The organism is Pseudomonas syringae group sp. J309-1 (assembly GCF_032582135.1).
GTDB lineage: Bacteria > Pseudomonadota > Gammaproteobacteria > Pseudomonadales > Pseudomonadaceae > Aquipseudomonas > Aquipseudomonas quasicaspiana.
This window is the reverse complement of sequence record NZ_JAWHNU010000054.1, coordinates 13,374-37,369: the sequence shown is the minus strand read 5'-3', so window position 1 is coordinate 37,369 and position 23,996 is coordinate 13,374. Positions and strand designations below refer to the sequence as shown.

Here is a 23,996-nt window from a genome sequence, read left to right as displayed (position 1 = left end):
CAAAGGCATGTCGCACAGCGCAGTCGTTTCCGTGCAGCCTGTAATGGAGTGTTTATGGTAGTCAAGGTATTGGTGGTGGATGACTCCGGTTTCTTCCGCCGCCGCGTCACGGAAATTCTTTCTTCAGACCCAAACATCAAGGTTGTCGGTACTGCGAGCAACGGCAAGGAAGCGATTGATCTGGTGCTGTCGCTCAAGCCTGACGTGATTACCATGGACTACGAAATGCCCATGATGGACGGCATTACCGCCGTTCGCCAGATCATGCAGCGCAGTCCAACCCCGGTGCTGATGTTCTCCTCGCTGACTCACGAAGGTGCCCGCGTTACGCTGGATGCACTGGACGCCGGTGCGGTGGATTTCCTGCCCAAGAATTTCGAAGACATTTCGCGTAACCCGCAGAAGGTCAAGCAACTGCTGTGCGAAAAAGTCCACAGCATTTCGCGCAGTAATCGCCGCGGCTTGAGCGGTTCTGCTGCGCCCGTAGCAGCTCCCGTCTCACCTCCGGCTCATGCGTCGTCTCATGCACCGATTCACAGCCCGGCCCATGCGCCGGCTGCGACTCCGGTCAGCAGCAGAACTGCGAGTCCGACTCCGGCTCCAGCGCGGCCGATAACCCCGCGTGCAACAGCCGCGCCAGCTCCGGCGGCAAGCAGCTCGCACCCGCCGTTGTCAGGGACACCGAAACGCAAGAACTACAAGCTGGTCGCTATCGGCACCTCGACGGGCGGCCCGGTTGCCTTGCAACGCGTACTGACCCAGCTGCCTGCCAGTTTTCCTGCGCCGATCGTGTTGATTCAGCACATGCCCGCAGCGTTTACCAAGGCCTTCGCCGAGCGTCTGGACAAGCTGTGCAAGATCAGCGTCAAGGAAGCGGAGGATGGCGACATTCTGCGTCCAGGCCTTGCGCTGCTGGCGCCAGGCGGCAAGCAAATGATGATTGACGGCCGTGGTTCGGTGAAGATCCTGCCGGGCGACGAGCGTTTGAATTACAAGCCATGCGTAGACATTACGTTCGGTTCGGCGGCCAAATCCTACGGTGACAAGGTATTGGCGGTAGTGCTGACCGGCATGGGCGCAGACGGCCGCGAAGGTGCGCGTCTGCTCAAGCAGGGCGGTAGCCACGTCTGGGCTCAGGATGAAGCGAGCTGCGTGATCTACGGCATGCCAATGGCGATCGTCAAAGCTGATCTGGCTGACGCGATTTACAGTCTGGACGATATCGGCCGGCACCTCGTGGAGGCGTGTGTCTGATGGATGTTTTGAGTCTGATCGGCATCATCCTCGCGTTCGTTGCAATTGTCGGCGGTAACTATCTGGAAGGTGGGCATCTGTCCGCCTTGCTCAATGGTCCAGCGGCCTTGATCGTGATTGGCGGTACGCTGGCGGCGTCGATGCTGCAGGCACCCATGAGCGCGTTCAAGCGTGCCATTCAGATTGCTGTCTGGATTCTCTTCCCGCCACGCATTGACCTGGCGAGTGGTGTCGACCGGGTCATCAACTGGAGCATGACTGCCCGCAAGGAAGGCTTGCTCGGCCTTGAGTCGGTGGCCGATGCCGAGCCTGACAGCTATGCCCGCAAAGGCCTGCAGTTGTTAGTCGATGGTGCTGAGCCGCAAGCGATTCGCAGCATCCTGGAAGTGGATTTCATGACCCAGGAGCATCGTGATATCCAGGCCGCCAAAGTCTTTGAAAGCATGGGCGGCTATGCGCCTACCATCGGCATCATCGGCGCCGTCATGGGCCTGATCCACGTCATGGGCAATCTCGCTGATCCGAGCCAGTTGGGCAGCGGTATTGCCGTGGCTTTCGTAGCCACTATTTATGGCGTGGCCTCGGCCAACCTGATCCTGTTGCCGGTTGCCAACAAGCTCAAGAGCATCGCCCTGCGTCAGTCGCGCTATCGCGAAATGCTTCTCGAAGGTCTGCTGTCCATTGCCGAGGGTGAAAACCCGCGCTCCATTGAACTCAAGCTGCAAGGCTTCATGGAGTAATACGCCATGGCTCGACGTCGTCGACCCGAAGAGCACGAAAATCACGAGCGCTGGCTGGTGTCCTACGCGGACTTCATCACGCTGCTGTTTGCCTTCTTTGTCGTGATGTACTCGATTTCTTCGGTCAACGAAGGCAAGTACAAAATCCTTTCCGAAGCGCTGGTGGGCGTGTTCAACGAACCCGAGCGCAGCATGAAGCCGATTCCCATTGGCGAGCAGCGTCCTTTATCGGTCAAGCCGGCCGAGCCGTTGGTCAAGGACAGTGAGCAAGTCGATGCGGGCATTGGCCAGAACGTGACCGACCCGCTCAAGGAAATTGCCGATGAAGTGCGTGATGGTTTCGGTGACCTGATCAAGTCCAATCAGATGACGGTGCGTGGCAACGAACTGTGGATCGAAATCGAGCTCAGTTCCGGCCTGCTGTTCGGCAGCGGGGACGCCATCCCCAGTGACAAGGCGTTCACGATCATTGAAAAAGTCGCGAAGATTCTCAAGCCGTTCGACAACCCGGTTCATGTCGAGGGCTTTACCGATGATCAGCCGATCAGCACTTCCCAGTTCCCGACCAACTGGGAGCTGTCTTCGGCGCGCTCGTCGAGCATCGTGCGCATGCTGGCGATGGAAGGGCTTAACCCGGCCCGCATGGCTTCCGTTGGGTATGGCGAGTTTCAGCCTGTGGCTTCCAACGCTACGGCGGAAGGGCGTGGCCGCAATCGCCGGGTGGTGCTGGTGATCTCCCGTAATCTTGATGTGCGTCGCAGCCTGACCGCTTCCGGTTCAGCCAATGCGCAACCGGATGCTGCATTGCGCCGTGCTGGCACACAAACTGCACCTGCGCCTGTCAACCCGGCGGTGCGCAGCAATACCGTCAATTCTTCGTCACCCGTACGATAGTCGTTTCTCGGTATGGCCACCGCCATGGCGGGAGGAAGAGCACACATGAGAGTCTGGGCAGTAGCCAATCAAAAAGGTGGCGTTGGTAAAACCACCTCCACCATCGCGTTAGCCGGGCTGTTGGCCGAGGCGGGCAAGCGCGTGGTCGTGGTCGATCTGGATCCCCATGGCTCGATGACCAGTTATTTCGGTCACGACCCGGACACCCTTGAACACAGTGTCTATGACCTGTTTTTGAACAAGGGCAGCATTCCGGACGGCCTGCCAGGCCAGTTGCTGTTACCCACCAGCGATCAACGTATTTCGTTGTTGCCGTCGAGCACTGCGCTGGCAACGCTCGAGCGCCAGTCACCCGGCCAGAATGGCCTGGGCCTGGTCATCGCCAAAAGCCTGGCGCAGCTTTGGCAGGAATTCGATTACGCGTTAATCGACAGCCCTCCGTTGCTGGGCGTGCTGATGGTCAATGCATTGGCGGCCAGTCAGCAACTGGTGATCCCGGTGCAGACCGAGTTTCTCGCCGTCAAAGGTCTGGAGCGCATGGTGAACACGCTGGCGATGATCAACCGTTCGCGCAAGGTCCCATTGCCGTACACCATCGTGCCGACCTTATTCGACCGACGTACCCAGGCCTCCATGGGCACCCTTAAATTCCTGCGCGACAGTTTTCCCGAGCACGTCTGGAAAGCCTATGTGCCGGTGGATACCCGTTTACGAGACGCCAGTCGCAAGGGCGTGACGCCTTCGCAGTTTGATAACAAAAGTCGCGCGGTGCTGGCTTATCGGGCACTGCTCAAGCATTTGCTGTCCGAACAACTCATGGCGCAGGTGGCCTGACATGAGCATGTCATCTTTATTTGCAGCGGGCACACAGATCCATTCAAGTCGGGGCTTACATTGGCCGATAACTCTTTCAAGCGGTAAACGCGTCAATCATTGTGTGGCACCTGTATGAACCTGAATCGGCCTGTAGAGATAGCAACACGACCGCAGTTGGCGCTGCAGTCTTATCTGGATGCGCTGCTTCAGGACGCCACCGAAGATTTGCCCGAAGTATTGCCAGCCGAACCGCAGTTCTCGGCTGAGGATGATTTCGAAGCAGCGGTGCGTGAGGAGCAGGAACATGACAAGCGCATGCAGGCGCTGGCGACACCGATAGCGGTGGCCGTTGCCGCACCTGCGCCTGTCGCTGTGCCGGTTGCAGTCGCTGCGCCAGTGGTCGTGCCGGTTGCGACTCCAGTAGTGGCGCGGGTTGAAGTTGAAGTGGTGCCGGAAGTCGCGGAAGTGGTTCCGGTGCAAGAGGTTGAGTTGATCGAGCCGGTTGCCGAAGTACATCTCGCAACCGCCCATGGCACACCCACGCCGCCGCCTACCAGCGACGGCCGACCTGCATGGGCAGAAGAGCCGTTCGAATGCCTGCTGTTTGATGTGGCCGGTTTGACGCTGGCAGTACCGTTGGTTTGCCTGGGTTCGATTTATCCCTTGGCCGGACATGATTTGACGCCGCTGTTTGGTCAGCCGGAATGGTTCCTCGGAATCCTGCCGAGCCAGAGCGGTAATCTGAAAGTCCTGGATACCGCGCGCTGGATCATGCCGGATCGCTATCGCGATGATTTTCGCCAGGGCTTGCAGTACGTAATTTCGGTTCAAGGCTACGAGTGGGGGTTGGCGGTGCATCAGGTCAGTCGCTCGCTACGCCTTGACCCAAAGGAGATCAAATGGCGTACCCAGCGAGGGCAACGTCCCTGGTTGGCGGGCACAGTGATAGAGCACATGTGCGCCTTGCTGGATGTTTCAGAGTTGGCCGAGTTGATAGCCAGTGGCGCGGTCAAGCAGATGCACAAAACCAAATAATCAAGAGGGGGCGTACAGCACGCCTCCTGCACAGCACACACGCGAGGGGTTGGGGTTATGAAGAAGTCGTCCGCACAAGGTTCCGAAGATCCTATTCTGCAGTGGGTTACTTTCCGCCTGGATAACGAGTCTTACGGCATCAACGTGATGCAGGTTCAGGAAGTGCTGCGCTACACCGAGATCGCTCCCGTACCGGGCGCTCCAAGCTACGTACTGGGTATCATCAACCTGCGCGGTAACGTCGTGACCGTGATCGACACGCGTCAGCGTTTTGGTCTGGACCCGGTTGAAGTCAGCGACAACACCCGTATCGTGATCATCGAAGCCGACAAGCAAGTGGTCGGTATTCTGGTCGACAGCGTTGCCGAAGTGGTTTACCTGCGTCAGTCTGAGGTGGAAACTGCACCAAACGTGGGTAACGACGAATCCGCCAAGTTCATTCAGGGCGTCTGCAACAAGAACGGCGAGCTGTTGATCCTTGTCGAGCTGGACAAGATGATGTCCGAAGAAGAGTGGTCTGAGCTGGAGAACATCTGATTGATTGAGGTAGCTGTCATTTTCCTGGGGATTCTCTGGGTAGTGACCCTGGGTTGGTTTATCACTTACACCAAGCGTCAGCGCCAGCTCGAACTGAAAAGGGAAGAGTTGGACGTTTTACGTGATCAGCGCTTTCGGGAGCTGGCCAGGCGGGTGGACCATTTCCAGAGCGGTACCGTCAAGATGGGTGAGGCCTTGCACGAGCTGCGGGCGACTGTCGGGCCTTTGCCCGACAAACTCACCGCATTGGAGCAGCGCGACCCATCAACTCTTTCTTTCGCCCAGGCCGCACGCCTGGTCGGCATGGGCGCCAGCGTCGATGAACTCACTCAGGCCTGTGGTTTGACTCAGGCAGAGGCTCAGTTGATGAGCAAGCTGCATAGTCATAATCAGGGGTGATAGCGGACGTTCCTCCACCTTGTGGGGACATATCCGTTTCTGGGGTGATGGCGGATATTGGTTGCGCTTTTACAGCGCCTCACTTTTGAAATCCGGAAGCCGGCCCAGACAAAAGTAAGCAAAACGCTCTTGCCCCACCACTGGGTGCCTCGCTGTCGCTCGGCATGCCCGTAATCCGACATTGCTGCGTGGGGCCGCCGCCACCGGCCATCCATGGCCTGAGGCGGCTAAACCGGCATCCCTGCCGGTTTGCCCCACGCAGCAATATCGAATTCCGGCCGGCGTGGTTTAACGGGGCGCCTCAGATCAAGATCAAAAGCAGCGGTTTCACCGCGGAACGGTAGGAGCGAACTTGTTCGCGAGACGTCCCGACAGCCAACGCATTCTTCGTATGACACACCGAATCGCAGCCTTCGGCAGCTCCTACCGAATATCGGTAAGTTCACGCATCAGGTCGGCTATCAGGCCGCCGCGCTGTTGATTTTGATCTGAGGCGCCCCGTTAAATCACGCTGGCCGAACGCAGATTCTGAAGCGTGGGCAACCCGGCAGGACGCCGGGTTAGCCGCATTGGGCCATGGATGGCCCATTGCGGCGGCCCACGATTCAGGATCTGCGGGCGGGTACACCGAGCGACAGCGAGGTGCCGAGTGATGGGGCAAGAGCCTTTTGGTTACCACCGCGGAACGGTACAGACCGTGTGAAAACCCTCAGGCAAAAGCAAACTGCGCGCGCTCACGTGAAATCTTTAAAAGTTTGTGTGGGTCACAGACCTCAAACTCACGTAGGAGCGCGTTTTTTTGAGCGTTTTTTAGCCAGCTAATTGGCTCGGGAGGTTTTCACACAGCCTGGGTAGGAGCGAACTTGTTCGCGAGACGTCCCGACAGCCAACGCATTCTTCGTATGACACACCGAATCGCAGCCTTCGGCAGCTCCTACAGAGTGTCGGTAAGTTCACACATCAGGTCGGCTATCAGGCCGCCGCGCTGTTGATTTTGATCTGAGGCGCCCCGTTAATCACGCTGGCCGAACGCAGATTCTGAAGTGTGGCTAAACCGGCAAGGATGCCGGTTTAGCCGCACCGGGCCATGGATGGCCCATTGCGGCGGCCCACGGTTCAGGATGTGCGGGCGGGTACACCGAGCGACAGCGAGGTGCCAAGTGGTGGGGCAAGAGCGCTTTGGTTACTTTCGTCTGGGCCGGCTTCCGGATCTTCGAAAGTGACGCGCCGTAAGGGCGCAACCAATATCCGCCATAACCCAGCAACGGATATGTACACAAAAGTAGCTTCACCACTTAGGCGTAATATCCCGCTCCACCGGCGGTGCATCCGGATCCTGACCCACCGGAAACTTGCCCTTCAAATGCCATGCAAAAGCAATGATCTCCGCAATGGTCCGATACAGCGGCTCTGGAATGCTGTCGCCCAGCTCCATACGCGCCAGTAACTTGACCAGCTCGGCATTCTCATAAATAGGCACCTCATATTCCCGGGCAATGGCCAGAATAGCTTCGGCTAACTGATCGTCACCTTTGGCGCTCAAGGTCGGCGTGTGCGTACCGTCGTAAGTCAGCGCGATCGCCTGGCGCGGGTTTTGGTCGGGTTTGCTCATCAGGCGTTCTCGTCGATCCAGCGTTGTTGAAGGGTAGTGCGCGGACCCTGATGGGGTACGCCCTGACTGCAAGCCAACTCACCGACTTCAAGGCCGGAGGCGATCAACCGCTCGCGCAAATACCCGAGTTCATTGCTGATCAGGGCAGCACTGTCAGCGCGTTCGGCCCACAGCTGGCTCGACAACTTGCCACGGTGCAATTGCGCCTGAACCTGAAGTGCGCCAAGGGGCGTCAGATCGAAGGCCAGGTCGATCTTCCAGAGTTTCTCCCGTACGTCCTTCGGCTCGCTGTCGTCCTTCTCCTGATTGCTGTCTTTTTCCGGCATGTCTTCGCGCTGTATCTTGACCTGCATCGGCACGATGTCCTGGCCGTTGCGCATCGGGATTTCCAGTTGCCAAGCGGTCACTTGAGTACCGTCAGCGTTGGTCCGGGTCTGCTCCAGGCTACCCAACTGATGACTCTGCACGCGTGAAACGGCTGCGGCAGCGAGTTTCAGCAGAATCTCCAGGTCATCCTCTTTGCCGCTCTTGATCGCTCGCGAGGGCAGCGGGAAATGGACTGGCAATGGCGGTGGCGCGACCAGTCCCATGGTGCCCAGCGCGCTACGCAATACACCGGGCATGGTTCGCGCCAGCATGTTGGAGGCGGCAGCCGCGTCATAGCTGGTGTTGGCGGGCAAACCGGGCAGCAACTGCGCGATGAGTTGCATCAGGTTGGCCTTCATGTCTGGCATCGCCGTCGGGTTCATTCCCGAGAGCAGCTTTGCCTCCATGAACAGGCCGCTGGCATTGATCGCCTGGGCGACGACGCGGGGATTGCTCATTTGCTCCATGTCCGGCAAGTCTGCCAGCAACTGCTGAATGCTCGCTTGCAACGGTGTTGAGGGCGCAGACGATGTAGAAGGAGGGGGTTGAAGGTTGCGCAGCGCATTGATCAGCACGTCCAGCGAACCCTGACGGTTTTGCTGATTGGTGAGTTGCTGGGTCACCGCCAATTGATCAAGGTTGCTGGGCAGCGGCACGAAATTTAGCGACTGGCTGCCCAGCACCTGGGCGCTCAGCAATGAGCCGGGGCGCAACGGCTGAGGGCTTTCGATGCTCAGGCTGGTGCCCGCCAAGGCCGTATTAAGCAGAACCACAATGGATTTATACAGGGCTGGCTGTGCGGCGGATTGTGTACCAGGTTGCGCCGTCCCCAAGCCGGTCAGTTGATTCACGGCATCAGCCACGACCTGAGTCGTCAGCACCCGCGCCTGCAGCAATGTGCCTTGCGGTAACTTTTCAGTGTCGATGCTGGTCTGCAGGTTATTCAATGCAGTGTTGACCTGTTGCAAGGTCATGGTCAGCGCATTGGGGGACGCTTGCGAGATTGAGAGCGTAGTGCCCGGCGTGAGGGGCAGGGGGCTGGTTACACTGACGCTGGTCTGTAGACCATTACCCAACGCGATCTTGATCAGTAACTGAAAATTCTGTTGCAGTTGCTTGAGGGTGATCACCTCGGCAGCGACAGTCTCGCCCGGCTTTATAAGGTTTTCCATCGGCTGGAGGAGTTGAAGCACTTGCGCCGGGGAGAGGCCTGCGCGGCCCAGAGCGGCAGCGGCGGTAGTCGGTTGAAGGCTGGTGATGTCACCTGTCATGGAATAGCGACCTGTTGAAAATGCCCTCTTGTGGCGGACATGCCATGTATAATGCGGCCCGCTGTGGCAGCCACCGATACAAATGAAGTTGCCAATGTAACGGCCGTTTCAAAGCTGACTTGAACAGCCATTTCCTCAGACCGCATTTTCCGCGCTGTGTTCTGATGCGACTATGCGGCACCGGGACATCTGATGACTCCTTCTGTACCTTTTCTGCAAGCCATTGATCTGGCGTGCGAGCGCGACTGGCGAATGCTTTTCGAGCACCTCGACGTGCACGTAAACGCTGGCGACATGCTGCAGATCAGTGGTCCTAATGGCAGCGGCAAGACCAGTCTTTTGCGCCTGCTCTGCGGACTCATGCAGCCGACTGCGGGCCAGGTGCTGGTCAACGGCTTGCCGTTGAGCGAACAACGAATCCAGCTGGCCCGTAATCTGCTCTGGATCGGCCATGCGGCGGGCATCAAGGATTTGCTGACCCCGGTGGAAAACCTTGTCTGGCTGAGTGCGCTACATCGTCCGGTTGAATCAGCGGCTATCTGGCAGGCTCTCCAAGCCGTCGGTCTTGCAGGGTTCGAAGACGTCCCGTGTCACACCTTGTCGGCCGGGCAGCAGCGACGGGTCGCGCTGGCGCGCTTGTATCTGGACAGTCCGCCGGTCTGGATCCTAGACGAACCTTTCACGGCGCTGGACAAGCAAGGCGTCGCGCAACTGGAGGAACATCTGGCCGGGCACTGCGAGCGGGGCGGCATGATTGTGTTGACCACTCACCACACCTTGAGCCGTACACCGGCCGGTTATCGCGATATTGATCTGGGGCAATGGGCCGTATGAGTCATGTGTTTACCCTGTTGATCGCACGCGAGGCACGCTTGTTGTTCAGGCGTCCCGCCGAGTTGGCCAACCCGTTGGTGTTCTTTGCGATTGTCATTGCGTTGTTCCCGCTAGCGGTCGGTCCGGAGACGCAACTGTTGCAAACCTTGTCGCCGGGATTAGTCTGGGTAGCGGCTCTGTTATCGGTGCTGCTCTCGCTGGACGGCCTGTTCCGTAGCGATTTCGAGGACGGCTCTCTGGAGCAATGGGTGCTTTCCTCGCACTCTCTGGCGATGCTGGTGCTGGCCAAAGTGCTGGCTCATTGGACCTTTTCCGGGCTGGCACTGGTATTGTTGGCGCCGCTGCTGGCACTGATGCTGGGTTTGCCCACTCAGTGCCTGCCGGTGTTGTTACTGTCATTGCTGTTGGGGACGCCGGTATTGAGTCTGCTCGGTGCCGTCGGCGCGGCGTTGACGGTGGGGCTGAAGCGAGGCGGTTTGTTACTGGCCCTGTTGATTCTGCCGTTGTATATCCCGGTCCTGATTCTGGGAAGTGGCGCGCTGCAAGCGGCACTGCAAGGTATGCCTGCGACGGGTTACCTGCTCTGGCTCGGCAGCCTGACCGCGCTTGCGGTTACCCTGACCCCCTTTGCAATAGCGGCTGGCCTGAAGATCAGCGTCGGCGAATAAATGAGGTTCTGCCTGAATGGCTTTTTTAGTCAGCAGCAAGCCCGAGCGACACCGTGAGAAGGCAGTTTGATGAAAGGCAGCGTGATGAAAGACAACGCTAAACGCGGGTTGAGCTGGGCGTGGTTCCACAAGCTCGGTTCCCCTAAATGGTTCTACGGCATCAGTGGGCGTCTGCTGCCCTGGCTGAGTATCGCCGCGGTGTTGCTGATCGGCATCGGCGTCGTCTGGGGCCTGGCCTTCGCGCCGCCGGATTACCAGCAGGGCAACAGCTTTCGCATCATCTATATCCATGTTCCGGCCGCCATGCTCGCCCAGTCCTGCTACGTGATGCTGGCGGTCTGCGGCGTGGTCGGGCTGGTGTGGAAAATGAAACTCGCCGACGTCGCGCTGCAAAGTGCTGCGCCCATCGGTGCCTGGATGACGGCGTTAGCGCTGATCAGCGGGGCTATCTGGGGCAAGCCCACCTGGGGCTCGTGGTGGGTCTGGGATGCGCGCCTTACCTCGATGCTGATTTTGCTGTTCCTTTATCTGGGCCTGATCGCCCTCAGCAACGCCATCAGCAACCGCGACAGCGCCGCCAAGGCCTGTGCAGTGCTGGCCATTGTCGGGGTGATCAATATTCCGATCATCAAATACTCGGTGGAGTGGTGGAACACCCTTCATCAGGGCGCCACATTCAGCCTCACCGAAAAACCGGCGATGCCTGCGGAAATGTGGCTGCCGCTGCTGTTTACGGTACTGGGTTTCTATTGCTTCTTCGGCGCGATCGTTTTGCTGCGCATGCGCCTTGAGGTGCTCAAGCGTGAAGCCCGGGCCAGTTGGGTCAAGGCCGAAGTGCTCAAATCCCTGGGGCAGCCGCCGGTGAAGGGAGAGGCACCATGAAATTTGATTCATTCGGCGAATTTCTGGCCATGGGTCATCATGGTCTGTTCGTCTGGTCGGCCTATGGCATCTGTTTTGTGGTGCTGGCGATCAATGTGGCGTTGCCGTTGCTGGCACGTCGGCGTTACCTGCAACAAGAGGCGCGTCGCCTGCGCTGGGAGAAACAGAAGTGAATCCGCTGCGTAAAAAGCGCCTGTTGATCATCGTGGCGATCCTCGCCGGTGTCAGCATCGCCGTGACACTGGCCTTGAGCGCCTTGAAAGAAAACATCAACCTGTTCTACACCCCGACCCAGATTGCCAATGGCGAAGCGCCGCTGGATACGCGGATTCGTGCGGGCGGCATGGTGGAAAAAGGCTCCTTGCAGCGCTCTCCGGACTCGCTGGACGTGAAATTCATCGTCACCGATTTCAACAAGGCCGTAACCATTACCTACCGTGGCATCCTGCCGGACCTCTTCCGCGAAGGGCAGGGCATTGTCGCCCTTGGCAAGCTCGGCGCAGATGGCGTGGTCGTCGCCGATGAAGTGCTGGCCAAGCACGATGAAAAGTACATGCCACCGGAAGTCACCAAGGCGCTCAAGGAAAGCGGTCAACCCGCCCCGATTTCTTCAACACCATCGAAGCAGGGCTGATCATGATTCCTGAACTCGGCCATCTGGCCATGATTCTGGCGCTTTGCTTCGCCGTCGTGCAGGCCAGCGTGCCGTTGATTGGTGCCTGGCGTGGCGACCGCCTGTGGATGGGCCTCGCACAACCCGCTGCCTGGGGGCAATTCAGCTTTCTGGTCTTCGCCTTTGGTTGTCTTACCTACGCGTTCATGGTCGACGATTTTTCCGTGGCTTATGTCGCCGAAAACTCCAACAGCGCCTTGCCCTGGTACTACAAGTTCAGCGCCGTATGGGGCGCGCATGAAGGCTCGTTGCTGCTCTGGGCATTGATTCTCGGTGCCTGGACGTTCGCTGTTTCGATATTTTCCCGTCAGTTGCCGCAAGTGATGCTTGCCCGGGTGCTGGCCGTCATGGGCATGATCAGCGTCGGCTTCATGCTGTTCCTGATTCTGACCTCCAACCCTTTCTCCCGCATCCTGCCGCAAGTGCCCGCCAACGGCCGCGATCTTAATCCGCTGCTGCAGGACATTGGGCTGATCGTCCATCCGCCGATGCTTTACATGGGCTATGTCGGTTTCTCGGTGGCGTTCGCGTTTGCCATTGCCGCGTTGCTGGGCGGGCGGCTCGATGCCGCATGGGCGCGCTGGTCACGTCCGTGGACCATCGTCGCCTGGGCATTCCTCGGTGTCGGCATTACCTTGGGCTCCTGGTGGGCCTATTACGAACTTGGCTGGGGCGGCTGGTGGTTCTGGGATCCGGTGGAAAACGCCTCGTTCATGCCATGGCTGGTCGGCACTGCGTTGATACATTCGCTGGCTGTGACCGAAAAACGGGGCGTGTTCAAAAGCTGGACGGTACTGCTCGCCATCGCTGCATTTTCTCTGAGCCTGCTGGGGACATTCCTGGTTCGCTCCGGCGTGCTGACGTCGGTGCATGCCTTCGCCTCTGATCCGGAGCGCGGCGTTTTCATCCTGATTTTCCTGCTGTTCGTGGTCGGCGGTTCGCTGACACTGTTTGCCTTCCGCGCGCCGGTGGTCAAAAGCCACGTTGGCTTCGGCCTGTGGTCCCGGGAAACCCTGCTGCTGGGCAACAACCTGGTGCTGGTGGTCGCCGCATCGATGATTCTGCTCGGCACCTTGTATCCACTGGTACTCGACGCCATGAGTGGCGCGAAGATGTCCGTAGGCCCGCCATACTTCAACGCGCTGTTCGTGCCCTTGATGGGCTTGCTCATGGCGGTCATGGCCATTGGTGTGCTGGTGCGCTGGAAAGACACTCCGGTCAAATGGCTGGCAAGCATGCTCGCGCCTGTGCTGATCGGCAGCGCTGTTCTTGCGGTGATCGCCGGTTTCGCGATGGATGATTTCCACTGGGCGGTGATGGCAACTTTCATGCTGGCTGCCTGGGTGTTGTTGGCGGGTGTCCGCGATCTGCTGGACAAGACCCGCCACAAAGGTTTGATCAAAGGTTCACGCAGTCTGACCCGCAGTTACTGGGGGATGCAGCTCGCTCATATCGGTATCGCGGTGTGCGCCCTCGGCGTGGTGTTGTCCAGCCAGAACAGCGCCGAGCGGGACTTGCGCCTGTCGCCAGGCGAATCCATGGAGCTGGGCGGTTATACGTTCGTGTTCGAAGGTGCCCGGCATTATCAGGGGCCAAATTTCACCTCTGATCGCGGCACAGTTCGCGTACTTGAAGGCGACAGGCAAGTGACCATCCTGCACCCTGAAAAGCGCCTCTACACCGTGCAGCAGTCGATGATGACCGAAGCCGGTATCGACGCTGGTTTCACTCGCGATCTTTACGTGGCCATGGGCGAGCCGCTGGGGGATGGCGCCTGGGCCGTACGTGTTCACGTCAAACCGTTTGTGCGCTGGATCTGGTTCGGTGGTTTGATCACAGGCTTGGGCGGTGTGCTGGCGGCGATGGACAAGCGCTATCGGGTCAAAGTGAAAAGCAAGGTGCGTGATGCCTTGGGCATGGAGGCTGCGGTATGAGGCGCTGGATCATGCTGTTGCCGCTGGTGCTGTTTCTTGGCGTCGCGGTGTTTCTGTATCGCGGTTTGTATCTGAACCCGGCCGAGCTGCCCTCGGCGTTGATCGACAAACCATTCCCGGAGTTTTCCCTGCGGGATGTGCAAAGCGACCGGATCATCACCCGTGCTGATCTGCTGGGCAAACCGGCACTGGTCAACATCTGGGGCACCTGGTGTGTCGCCTGCCGGGTTGAGCATCCAGTGCTGAACAAGCTGGCGCAGCAGGGCGTGGTCATCTACGGGGTCAACTATAAGGACATCAATGCTGATGCCTTGAAGTGGCTCAAGGATTTTCATAACCCGTATCAGCTGAACATTCGTGATGACGAAGGCAGCCTGGGCTTGAACCTCGGCGTCTATGGCGCACCGGAAACCTTCCTGATCGACAGCAAGGGCATCATTCGTCACAAGTTTGTCGGTGTCGTGGATGAAACCGTCTGGCGTGAAAAACTCGCTGGCCTGTATCAGGGCCTTGTGGATGAGGCGCGTCAATGAAGCGTTTACTCGCCGCAGTGGTTTTCAGCCTTGGCATTGTCAGCGTGGCGCATGCCGCCATCGATGCTTACGAGTTTCGTGATGACGCCGAACGCGCGCGCTATGCCGAGCTGACCAGAGAGCTGCGTTGCCCCAAGTGCCAGAATCAGGACATCGCCGATTCAAACGCCCCCATCGCTGCAGACCTGCGCAAAGAGATTTTCCGCATGCTCGGCGAAGGGCAGAGCAATCAGCAGATCATCGACTTCATGGTTGATCGCTACGGCGACTTCGTGCGCTACAAGCCTGCGTTGAGCGCCAAAACCTGGCTGTTGTGGTTTGGGCCTGCCGGGTTGCTGATCGGTGGCCTGGTGGTGATTGGTGTGATTGTCGTGCGTCGTCGTGGCCAGGGTCGCGAGGAAACCGATGTGCTTTCCGACGAGGAGCGTCAGCGCCTCGCAAATCTGCTGGATAAAAACCGCGAATGATTGATTTCTGGCTAGCCGCCGGCCTGCTGTTGCTGGTGGCCATGAGTTTCCTGCTGATCCCCGTCCTGCGTGGCCGTCGCGCGCAAAGTGAAGAAGACCGTACCGCGCTCAACGTTGCTTTATATCAGGAGCGCGTTGCCGAACTGCAAGGTCAGCAGGAGCAGGGCGTACTGACCTCGACGCAAATGGACAGCGGGCGCGCCGAAGCGGCCCGTGAGTTGCTGGCAGACACAGAGGGGGCTGAACCGCTGCGTACCTCGCGCCTGGGCAAAACCTTGCCACTGCTGGTTGCATTTCTGGTGCCGCTGATGGGTATCGGTCTTTATCTGCATTTTGGTGCCAGTGACAAGGTTGAGCTGACTCGCGAATTCGCCCAGCCTTCTGGCTCGATTGCCGAGATGACCAATCGCCTGGAGCGTGCCGTTAAAGCCCAGCCGGATTCGGCTGAGGGGGTATACTTCCTGGCCCGCACCTACATGGCTCAGGATCGCCCGGCTGACGCTGCTGCAATGTTCGAACGAGCCGTCGCGCTGGCAGGTCGTCAGCCCGAACTGCTCGGTCAGTGGGCGCAAGCGCTGTACTTTGCCAGTGACAAGAAACTCAGCCCTCAGGTGCAAGCCCTGACCAATGAGGCGTTGCAGGGGGACCCCAAGGAAGTCACCAGCCTTGGTCTGTTAGGGATTGCTGCTTTTGAAAGCCAGCATTACCAACAGGCCGTTGATTACTGGAAGCGCCTGTTGGCTGTTCTGCCTGCGCAGGATCCATCCCGGCAAGCACTGGAAGGCGGCATTGCCCGCGCCACTGAAAAGCTCGCCGAAAGCGGTGGCAAGGTTGAACCGCCTGCCGCAGTGGTGAATAAAACCGCATCTATCAAAGTGCGTGTCACTCTGGCCGCTGACCTGAAAGCCAAAGCAGCGCCGGGTGACAGCGTATTCATCTTCGCCCGCGCGGTAGGCGGCCCTCCGGCGCCATTGGCAGTCAAGCGAGTGACGGTGGCAGACTTGCCCATTGAAGTCGAACTGGGCGATGCGGACGCGATGATGCCGCAACTGAAACTGTCGAACTTTCCGGAAGTCCAACTCGTGGCACGGATATCCCGCGCAGGTCAGCCGACCACCGGTGAGTGGATCGGCCGCAGCAAACCGCTGGCGAGCAACACCACGGTCTTGCAGACACTGACCATCGACAGCCCTGATCAGTAGAGAGCACACGCTTATGTACCGCGCAGCCGCACGTATTACGTTATTGGGTCTGGTTATGGGCTTGAGCGCCTGTGCGGTCCAGCCCACCGGACCGCGCAGCCAGGAGCCGATCCCGACGCTGCCTGGTAAATCCCAACCCGGTACGCCGAGCACGCCAACACCCACGCCGACCCCGAAAGCACCTGCAGCAGGCCCGAAGACCTCCAGCAACTTCGCACCGCCACCGGGTGGCAACAGCCACTGGGACGCGAGCCTGGGTGTACACGTTCTGGACGATGAAACAGACACCTTCTACCGCCAGCGCACCTACTACCGCTGGAACAACGGCTGGACCTGGTCCACTGGCCGCAATGGGCCATGGCAGGAGACGGACTCCAGCGGTGTGCCGGCGGGGTTGGGTAAGCAGTTCGGGAATTGAGATAGCAGGGCTCCCGTTTAACACACTGCAATCTTCCAGATTGAACCCGATCTTGTAGGCGCTCACCGAGGTCACGAGGCCAGCGATATCGGTTTGCCTGACACTGCGCTATCGCTGGCCTCGTGACCTCGGTGAGCTCCTACAGATCCAATGTTTGCTGCGTGACAGTGCGGTGTCAGGTACGCAGCGTTAGGGGCGACAGTACCGTTGTGTTTCTCCAGGCAAAAAAACGGCGACCCTAAGGTATTTTGTAAATTCTGCGAGCCCCATTAAACTTTAAAGCGGGCGACCATGGTTTGTAGCCTGCTGCCCAGCTGTGCCAGCTCGATAGTAGAGGCTGCGCTTTGCTCGCTCGCGGCGGCGGATTGGTCAGCTACATCACGTACGCTGATAATGCTGCGGTTGATTTCGTCAGTGACAGCGGTCTGTTGCTCCGCGGCGGCTGAGATTTGCTGGCTCATCTGCTCGATCGTGCCTATTGACTGAGTAATTTCCAGCAGCGCCTGCTCGGCCTGACGAGACAGCTCCACGGTGCCTTCAGTACGTTGTCTGCTGGCTGTCATCAGATTCGAAGCTGCGCCAGCACCCTGTTGCAGGGCCTGGATCAGCTCTTCGATTTCCCTTGTAGAGTTCTGCGTACGCTGGGCCAGCGATCGTACTTCATCGGCCACCACAGCAAAACCACGACCCTGTTCGCCAGCGCGTGCGGCTTCAATTGCGGCGTTGAGTGCCAGCAGGTTGGTTTGCTCTGCGACCGCTTTGATCACGTCAATGACACTGCCGATCTTGTCGCTGTCATTGTTCAGACGCTGCATCGCCCCCGCCAATTGCTCCACCTCTCCGGCCAGTTGGCCTATTTCCCGAGTGGTGTTTTGCACTACGCTACTACCGTGGGCTGCGCGCTCGCTGGCCTGTCTGGCGGCTTGTGAGGCGTCCTCAGTGTTTTGCGCAACTTCCTGTACGGTCGACGCCATTTCATTCATCGCGGTGGCGACCTGGTCGACTTCCATTTTTTGCTGAGTGACCCCGGCGCTGGTCTGTTCGCTCACGGCCGAAAGCTCCTCGGCTGAGGTTGCAATCTGCGTCACCCCGTTGCTAATACCGCCGATCAGCTCGCGCAATGAGGTGGTCATGTGCTGCATGGTGTTCTGAAGCAAGCCCAATTCGTCTTTACGACTGGTGCTTAGGTCGTTAGTCAAATCTCCGTCGGCAATGCGTCGGGCGGCAATGACACTGGCGCCAAGAGGACGAGTGATTTGGCGAGTAATCAACACCGCAGCCAATACACCTAGCAGCAGGACGATGAATGCCACGCTCAACAGTTGGATAACAGCGGTGCTCTTTTCCCGGTTGGCGGCAATGACCTGCGCCGCCATTAGTTCGTCCGCGCTTTTAACTGCGGCGCTCGCCTTTTGTTGCAACGCATCGCGCATTTGATCGTTTTGTTGCATCAACTGCGAAATTTCTGCCATCAATACTTTGTATTGACGCAGTGCAACCAGCGCCGTATCAACGGCACTATTGGCCTGGCTCGGCAGCTTATCGCGGGCTGCTGTGACGTCGGCTATCAGGGTGTCCGCAGTTTTAAATGTTGCCTGACGATTATCTTCGGTAGGGATACTCAGGTAGCGGCGGAATATCAAACGGAAGTTGGTCATGCCATTGCGCAGGTCGCCAGCGATCCTCACGTGCTCGATACCGTTTTGATCCGGTGAACGCGCCGCGTCGTCCAGCGTCTTCTGCAGCAGATTTTCGAAGGTGGCACTCACTTCATCGGAAACCTTGATAAGTGGTTTCAGAGCGTCATCAGCTTTCTGGTTGTTATTCACCAATTGGTCGAAAGTCTGCCTGAGGCTGGTGGCCTGATCACCAATACCTCTTAACATCACGACATTGCCGGGTACTGTCAGAATCTGCAGGCCTTTTTGAATGGTTTCATTCAAAGACGCCAAGCCTTCGATATAAGCTTTCGCGGTGCCGGCATTTGGGGTTGCGGAGTAAGTTTGTGCGGCGACTTTTACGTCCAGCACATTGGCTTTCACTTCCGCGACTCTGGCGGCTTTAGCCAAGCGCTCAATGAGCAGGTTGGTGCTGGCGTAGCCAATCGCCGTGACTGTCAGCACGCCAATCAGAATGGCGCCAAAGCCAATGCCCAACTTTTTACTCACATTCAAGTTGTCCAGCCACGAAGATTTCATTACGTTCTCACCGTTGATTTTCATTCCTTTGAGTTATCGACCTGAGAAAGTAAAAACTTACGTTGAAGTGGATCGAATTAATTGATCGATATGATCGAAAACCTCTATAGCGTTGCGCTCTACAGGGGTTATCGAGCCTGGTTCAGGTAGTCCACATAAACACGGGAATAAAGGATGGACCTCACTCGGCCCTGCTTCGGCGTTGCGCCGTTACGTTTGCTGGATGAAGGGACTGTTTTCTACAGGTATAAACCTGACGAACTGAACGGGGAGGTGAAGATAAATAACGGCGACCCTAAGACCGCCGTTATTTATACGACTAAGACTGATTACTGACCAGAATAAATCTGATCAAACACTCCACCATCAGCAAAGTGAGTTTTCTGCACGGTGCGCCAGTCGCCAAAGGTTTTCTCTACTGAAAGAAAATCAACTTTCGGGAAGCGGTCGGTGTATTTGGCCAGTACTGCTGGATCGCGTGGACGAAGGTAGTTGTTGGCAGCGATTTCCTGACCTTCCGGGGACCACAGGTATTTCAGGTATTCCTCGGCGGCGGCGCGGCTGTTTTTCTTGTCGACGACTTTATCTACCACGCTGACTGGCGGCTCTGCTTCTGCGGACACGCTCGGGTAGACCACTTCGAACTGATCACGGCCGAATTCACGGGCGATCATTTCTGCTTCGTTTTCAAAGGTGATCAGCACGTCGCCAATCTGGTTGGTCATGAAGGTGGTGGTTGCGCCACGGCCACCGGTATCCAGCACGGGTACGTGTTTGAACAGGTTGCCGACGAATTGCTTGGCAGCGGCTTCATCACCGCCGTTTTTCAGGGTATAGCCCCACGCCGACAGGTAGGTGTAGCGGCCGTTACCGGAAGTTTTCGGGTTAGGTACGATAACTTCCACGCCGTCCTTGACCAGGTCGTTCCAGTCTTTCAACGCTTTTGGGTTGCCCTTGCGGACGATAAATACGGTGGCCGAAGTGAACGGCGCACTGTTGTCTGGCAGGCGGGTTACCCAGTTCTTCGGTACCAGTTCGCCATTGTCAGCCAAAGCGTTGATGTCGGTGGCCATGTTCATGGTGATCACGTCAGCCGGCAGGCCATCGATGACCGAGCGGGCTTGCTTGCTGGAGCCGCCGAAGGACATCTGCACAGTGATGTTTTCCTTGTGCTCGGCCTGCCAGTGCTTCTGGAACGCAGCGTTGTAGTCCTTGTAGAAGTCACGCATTACGTCATACGACACGTTGAGCAGGGTCGGGGCGGCCTGGGCCGCGCTGCCGAAAGCCAGGCCAGCGGCGAGTAACGAAGCGGCGAAAAGTTTGTTCACTGCGCAATTCCTTTTTTGGATGTACCGACATTGATGGCCAGATGTTGATGGCCAGATGTTCATGGCATAGTGCCCGCGACTATAGCCGCGCAGCTACACGCTCTTAAAGACTTAAAAGGCATTTGCTTATGCCTTGTTTTCAACGCGCGGGAAAAGCGCATTGCCACAGCGCGAACAAAACGCCGCGCCGTGCTCGTGACTGTTCTTCGAACAGACCGGGCAATCATGCTTGAGCTGTTCGCCACGCATGGCCGTGGCGAGCTCCGCAGTAAAGATCCCGGTGGGGACAGCGATGATCGAGTAACCGGTAATCATCACCAGTGCCGAGAGCATTTGGCCGACCGCAGTTCTGGGCACGATATCGCCATAGCCCACAGTCGTCAGGGTCACGATCGCCCAATAGATGCCTTTCGGGATGCTGGTAAAACCATGCTCGGGACCCTCGATCACGTACATCAGCGTGCCGAACACCACCACTAGCGTAGACACAGTCAGCAAAAACACGATGATCTTCTGCTTGCTGCCGCGTAGCGCCGAAAGCAGGTAATTGGCCTGCTTCAGGTATGGGCTGAGTTTGAGCACCCGGAAAATTCGCAACATGCGGACGACGCGCACAATAAGCAGGTACTGCGCGTCGGTGTAATAGATTGCGAGGATGCCGGGCACGATGGCCAGCAAGTCCACCAGGCCATAGAAGCTAAAGGCGTATTTCAGAGGTTGCGGAGAGCAGTAGAGTCGCAGAACGTATTCAACGATGAATATGGCGGTGAAGCCCCATTCCGCATACGCCAACCAGTCACCGTAATTGGCGTGTACCGCAGGAATGCTGTCGAGAACCACCACAATCAGGCTGCAAAGGATAACCACGAGTAACGTTTTGTCGAAGCGTCGTCCGGCAGGCGTATCGTTCTGGAAGATAACAATGCGTAACTGTTCGCGGCGACTGATGGTGTTGTCCATGGTGCATTCCGAATTCAAGATCGGAGCAGTCTACGCAAATTTCCGGCTTTGGATTGCATTGTCTGGGGCGCACAAAACCGGTAGGAGCTAACTTGTTGGCGAGCGGTTTTCCTGATGCACCACCTCGCCAACAAGTTGGCTCCTACCGGTTCGAAAATGTCTAAACCCGGAACTGCCTCAACAGCCCATTCAAGTGTTCACTCATTTCCCGCAAGTGCACGCTTGCCCCTGTGGACTGTTCCGCTGCGATGGCGGTGCTCTGGGACAGTTGCGCCGCCTGGGTGACGTTCTGGTTGATGTCCTCTACTACATGGGATTGCTGCAGAGTCGCGCTGGCAATCGAGGCGTTGAGACTGTTGAGGTTGCGCAGGGCCTGACTGATCGACGTCAGGCTTTGTCCGGCCTGATTGGCCTGCTCGATGGTCAGTTGCGATGAGCGGCTGCTGTCGGCGATGACTTTCACCGCTGCGTCAGAGTGAGTCTGCAAGCGTTCGATCATGCTCTGAATTTCTGCTGTCGACTTCTGTGTGCGCTGGGCCAGCAAGCGAACTTCATCGGCCACCACGGCAAAGCCGCGACCCTGTTCACCGGCTCGCGCCGCTTCGATAGCTGCGTTCAGGGCCAGCAGGTTGGTCTGTTCGGCAATCGAGCTGATCACCTCAAGTACGCCGCCGATTTGCGTGCTTTCCGAAGACAGCGTGCGAATCACTTCTACCGCCTGATTGATCGTGCCGGAGAGGTGATCGATCTGGCGCAGGCTGCTGTCGATGTTGACCTGACCCTGATGCGCCTGAGATTCCGCGTCGCGCATTTCGTTGGCGGCGTGCTCGGCGTTTTTTGCTACATCCTGGACGCCGTAGGTCACTTCGTTGACGGCGGTCGCCACCAGCTCCATCTGCTGTGACTGTTGCTGGCTGCGTGCCTGGGCCTGTTCGGCATTGATGCCCAGATCTGATGAGGCTTTTTCCAGGCCATTGGCCGATGCCTGAAGCTGTAAGACGACACCGCGCAGCTTGGCAGTGAAGGCGTTGAAGTGCCTGGCCAGTTGCGTGACTTCATCGTTGCCTTGAGTTTCCAGAGAGCGGGTCAGATCGCTTTCGCCACTGGCGATGTCGGCCATGGCCTGCACGGAGTCGCGAAGAGGGCGGACGATGCTGCGTGCAATCATGATGACCAGCAGCACCATGATCACGATGATTGCCAGGCTGAACAAGGCAGCATTGATCGTCTGTTGCTGGAATTCTGCTTTCACGTCATCGACGTACACACCGGAGCCGAGAATCCAGCCCCAGGGTGTGAACAGTTTTATGTAGGAAATTTTCTGGACGGGTTCACTGGCTCCCGGCTTGGGCCAGCGGTACTGAACCATGCCTGCGCCTTTCTCTTTGGCGACGGCAACCATTTCATTGAAGACTGCGAAACCGTCCGGATCCTTGATGGCTGACAGGTCCTGACCGACCAGCTTGGCGTTCATGGGGTGCATGATCATCACTGGACGCATATCGTTGATCCAGAAGTAATCGTCCTTGTTGTAGCGCATGCCGCGAATGGCATCCAGTGCCTGCTTCTGTGCGACCTCACGGGTCAGCGTTCCAGCCGCTTCCAGGCCCTGGTAATAATCCAGGATGCCACTGGCGCTCTGTACCACGTGCATGGTCTTTTCCGCCTTGGCGGCGTAAAGGTCCGTGTGCACTTGCTTGAGCATGGCGGCTGTCAGGATAAACAGCATCAACACGGAAACGACGAGGATCAGCCAGAGTCTTCGGCTGATGGATAAGCTGCGCATTGTCATGACCGGTTGCTCCGTCTTATTTTTTATTGTGTAGAGCGCTGTGCGCCGTGAGATTCACAATGAAGTCGGTCTCGCTTCGATAATAGCTTTTTGACACCCGTCGTCTAGCCCACCGCTACTAAAGTGGATGTCGGCGCTGAAAGGATAAACCTGAGCGAGCGGCAGGAGATTTCTCGAAATGTTGTGCGGTATAGCGAAAGGCTTACACGAGGAAGGGAGTTTCGCTCTATGAGCTGTCACATTTGAACGGTAGATTGGATCCATCACCGCAGCGAAGGAAGCGCTCCGGGATCAGGGATGATCGACCATCGCCAGGACGGCTACTGACAGGATGTCGGAATGGTCATACAAAAAACCCGCTTCGGCGGGTTTTTTGTTGTCTGCGAAAAATGGCGTTGTCTTGCTAACAACCCTTTGTAGGAGCTGCCGAAGGCTGCGAACAGCAGTGTGTCAGGAGCAGTGCCTTCGAAGCCTTCGGCAGCTCCTGCAAGAACTATTCAATATCCGGAGCGCAGCCTTTGAGCACCAATCGAATGATTGTCTGGGTCGCAGCTTCGTAATCACTTCCTTCCAGCTTCGCCTTGCCTGTCACCGTCGATATCTGCCAGTCGAAGTCGGCATAGGTCTGGGTCGCGGCCCAGATCGTGAACATCAAGTGATGCGGGTCGATGGGCGCTATCAGGCCCTTGTCGATCCAGCCCTGAATACAATCGATATTGTGTTTGGCCTGCCCGTTGAGCTGTTCGACCTGCTGGGGCGAGAGGTGCGGCGCACCATGCATGATCTCGCTGGCAAATACCTTGGAGGCAAACGGCAGGTCGCGGGAAATTACAATCTTCGAGCGGATATAGGCGCTGAGCACCTCGGCGGGAACGCCCTCGCGATTGAAGGGAGTGGAAGCGCGAAGGATCGGTTCGATAATACTTTCGAGCACCTCTCGGTAAAGGTTTTCCTTGGATTTGAAGTAGTAGTAGACATTGGGCTTGGGCACACCAGCCTTGGCAGCGATATCGCTGGTTTTGCTGGCCGCGAAGCCTTTGTCGGCGAACTCTTCACTGGCTGCACGCAGGATCAGCTCTTTGTTGCGCTCGCGAATACTGCTCATAAACCAGAGGTTTCCTTGCCCGGTCGGCGGTCGCGCATGGTAGCACCCGCCTCAAGAACGCCTCAACATCGGACAACG

Annotated in this window: 24 protein-coding genes and 1 pseudogene; 17 read left to right on the top strand and 8 right to left on the bottom strand. The window is 57.8% G+C overall.

Going from position 1 to position 23,996, the window contains the following annotated elements:
* Nucleotides 1-54 precede the first annotated feature (54 nt).
* From cheB to RX972_RS23305, 7 genes are all read left to right on the top strand, one after another.
* A complete protein-coding gene (gene cheB / locus RX972_RS23335; RefSeq protein WP_316878875.1) occupies nt 55-1,254 on the top strand; it encodes a chemotaxis-specific protein-glutamate methyltransferase CheB in 1,200 nt (399 codons plus the stop codon).
* Complete coding sequence (locus tag RX972_RS23330) at nt 1,254-1,994, top strand: flagellar motor protein (protein WP_099267345.1); 741 nt, start codon at nt 1,254-1,256, stop codon at nt 1,992-1,994. Before cheB ends, RX972_RS23330 begins: the two co-directional genes overlap by 1 nt.
* Nucleotides 1,995-2,000: 6 nt before the next feature.
* Nucleotides 2,001-2,888: a flagellar motor protein MotD gene (gene motD / locus RX972_RS23325; RefSeq protein ID WP_027898777.1), complete on the top strand. Its 888-nt coding sequence runs from the start codon at nt 2,001-2,003 to the stop codon at nt 2,886-2,888.
* Between the two features lie 45 nt (nt 2,889-2,933).
* Nucleotides 2,934-3,722 (top strand): ParA family protein, encoded by a 789-nt coding sequence (locus RX972_RS23320; RefSeq protein ID WP_027898778.1) that lies wholly within the window; start codon nt 2,934-2,936, stop codon nt 3,720-3,722.
* A 114-nt stretch (nt 3,723-3,836) separates the two neighbouring features.
* A complete protein-coding gene (locus RX972_RS23315; protein ID WP_316878869.1) occupies nt 3,837-4,739 on the top strand; it encodes a CheW domain-containing protein in 903 nt (300 codons plus the stop codon).
* 57 nt (nt 4,740-4,796) lie between these two features.
* Nucleotides 4,797-5,276: a chemotaxis protein CheW gene (locus tag RX972_RS23310; RefSeq protein ID WP_027898780.1), complete on the top strand. Its 480-nt coding sequence runs from the start codon at nt 4,797-4,799 to the stop codon at nt 5,274-5,276.
* Nucleotides 5,277-5,675, top strand: a complete 399-nt coding sequence (locus RX972_RS23305; RefSeq protein ID WP_099267343.1) for a DUF2802 domain-containing protein — start codon at nt 5,277-5,279, stop codon at nt 5,673-5,675.
* A 1,288-nt stretch (nt 5,676-6,963) separates the two neighbouring features.
* On the opposite strand, the gene RX972_RS23300 is transcribed toward RX972_RS23305, so the two are convergent.
* Together RX972_RS23300 and RX972_RS23295 are read right to left on the bottom strand one after the other, a co-directional pair.
* Nucleotides 6,964-7,287, bottom strand: coding sequence for an EscU/YscU/HrcU family type III secretion system export apparatus switch protein (locus RX972_RS23300; RefSeq protein ID WP_027898021.1), 324 nt, complete (start codon nt 7,285-7,287; stop codon nt 6,964-6,966).
* Complete coding sequence (locus tag RX972_RS23295; protein WP_316878864.1) at nt 7,287-8,924, bottom strand: flagellar hook-length control protein FliK; 1,638 nt, start codon at nt 8,922-8,924, stop codon at nt 7,287-7,289. The genes RX972_RS23300 and RX972_RS23295 overlap by 1 nt, the downstream gene beginning before the upstream one ends.
* A gap of 192 nt (nt 8,925-9,116) precedes the next feature.
* Between RX972_RS23295 and ccmA the strand changes: the two genes are divergently transcribed.
* The 10 genes from ccmA (at nt 9,117) to RX972_RS23245 (ending at nt 16,535) form a co-directional block, all read left to right on the top strand.
* Nucleotides 9,117-9,758, top strand: a complete 642-nt coding sequence (gene ccmA / locus RX972_RS23290; RefSeq protein WP_316878862.1) for a cytochrome c biogenesis heme-transporting ATPase CcmA — start codon at nt 9,117-9,119, stop codon at nt 9,756-9,758.
* The gene (ccmB, locus tag RX972_RS23285; protein WP_122394921.1) at nt 9,755-10,426 is read left to right on the top strand and encodes a heme exporter protein CcmB; all 672 of its coding nucleotides are present in this window, start codon (nt 9,755-9,757) and stop codon (nt 10,424-10,426) included. Before ccmA ends, ccmB begins: the two co-directional genes overlap by 4 nt.
* 84 nt (nt 10,427-10,510) lie before the next feature.
* Nucleotides 10,511-11,308 carry a heme ABC transporter permease gene (locus tag RX972_RS23280; RefSeq protein ID WP_027898025.1) on the top strand — a complete coding sequence of 266 codons (798 nt, stop codon included), beginning with the start codon at nt 10,511-10,513 and terminating at the stop codon, nt 11,306-11,308.
* Nucleotides 11,305-11,481, top strand: coding sequence for a heme exporter protein CcmD (gene ccmD, locus RX972_RS23275; RefSeq protein WP_027898026.1), 177 nt, complete (start codon nt 11,305-11,307; stop codon nt 11,479-11,481). Before RX972_RS23280 ends, ccmD begins: the two co-directional genes overlap by 4 nt.
* Nucleotides 11,478-11,942 carry a cytochrome c maturation protein CcmE gene (ccmE, locus tag RX972_RS23270; protein WP_027898027.1) on the top strand — a complete coding sequence of 155 codons (465 nt, stop codon included), beginning with the start codon at nt 11,478-11,480 and terminating at the stop codon, nt 11,940-11,942. Before ccmD ends, ccmE begins: the two co-directional genes overlap by 4 nt.
* Nucleotides 11,943-11,944: 2 nt before the next feature.
* The gene (locus tag RX972_RS23265) at nt 11,945-13,915 is read left to right on the top strand and encodes a heme lyase CcmF/NrfE family subunit (RefSeq protein WP_263267847.1); all 1,971 of its coding nucleotides are present in this window, start codon (nt 11,945-11,947) and stop codon (nt 13,913-13,915) included.
* Nucleotides 13,912-14,448, top strand: a complete 537-nt coding sequence (locus RX972_RS23260) for a DsbE family thiol:disulfide interchange protein (RefSeq protein ID WP_122705972.1) — start codon at nt 13,912-13,914, stop codon at nt 14,446-14,448. The genes RX972_RS23265 and RX972_RS23260 overlap by 4 nt, the downstream gene beginning before the upstream one ends.
* Nucleotides 14,445-14,915, top strand: coding sequence for a cytochrome c-type biogenesis protein (locus RX972_RS23255; protein ID WP_231677508.1), 471 nt, complete (start codon nt 14,445-14,447; stop codon nt 14,913-14,915). Before RX972_RS23260 ends, RX972_RS23255 begins: the two co-directional genes overlap by 4 nt.
* A complete protein-coding gene (gene ccmI / locus RX972_RS23250) occupies nt 14,912-16,117 on the top strand; it encodes a c-type cytochrome biogenesis protein CcmI (RefSeq protein WP_316878857.1) in 1,206 nt (401 codons plus the stop codon). The genes RX972_RS23255 and ccmI overlap by 4 nt, the downstream gene beginning before the upstream one ends.
* Before the next feature lie 13 nt (nt 16,118-16,130).
* Nucleotides 16,131-16,535, top strand: a complete 405-nt coding sequence (locus tag RX972_RS23245) for a hypothetical protein (RefSeq protein ID WP_027898032.1) — start codon at nt 16,131-16,133, stop codon at nt 16,533-16,535.
* 269 nt (nt 16,536-16,804) lie between these two features.
* Here the strand turns inward: RX972_RS23245 and RX972_RS29625 are convergent, their stop codons facing one another.
* From RX972_RS29625 to RX972_RS23220, 6 genes and pseudogenes are all read right to left on the bottom strand, one after another.
* Nucleotides 16,805-17,509, bottom strand: coding sequence for a methyl-accepting chemotaxis protein (locus RX972_RS29625; protein ID WP_410478254.1), 705 nt, complete (start codon nt 17,507-17,509; stop codon nt 16,805-16,807).
* Between the two features lie 150 nt (nt 17,510-17,659).
* Nucleotides 17,660-18,733, bottom strand: a pseudogene (locus RX972_RS29620) (methyl-accepting chemotaxis protein); the annotation flags it as partial.
* Between the two features lie 329 nt (nt 18,734-19,062).
* A complete protein-coding gene (locus RX972_RS23235; RefSeq protein WP_316878853.1) occupies nt 19,063-20,061 on the bottom strand; it encodes a sulfate ABC transporter substrate-binding protein in 999 nt (332 codons plus the stop codon).
* A 126-nt stretch (nt 20,062-20,187) separates the two neighbouring features.
* Complete coding sequence (locus RX972_RS23230) at nt 20,188-21,021, bottom strand: ion transporter (protein WP_099267334.1); 834 nt, start codon at nt 21,019-21,021, stop codon at nt 20,188-20,190.
* Nucleotides 21,022-21,181: 160 nt separating this feature from the next.
* Nucleotides 21,182-22,813: a methyl-accepting chemotaxis protein gene (locus RX972_RS23225; RefSeq protein WP_122705981.1), complete on the bottom strand. Its 1,632-nt coding sequence runs from the start codon at nt 22,811-22,813 to the stop codon at nt 21,182-21,184.
* Nucleotides 22,814-23,306: 493 nt separating this feature from the next.
* Nucleotides 23,307-23,918 carry a TetR/AcrR family transcriptional regulator gene (locus RX972_RS23220; RefSeq protein ID WP_316878850.1) on the bottom strand — a complete coding sequence of 204 codons (612 nt, stop codon included), beginning with the start codon at nt 23,916-23,918 and terminating at the stop codon, nt 23,307-23,309.
* Between the last annotated feature and the right edge of the window lie 78 nt (nt 23,919-23,996).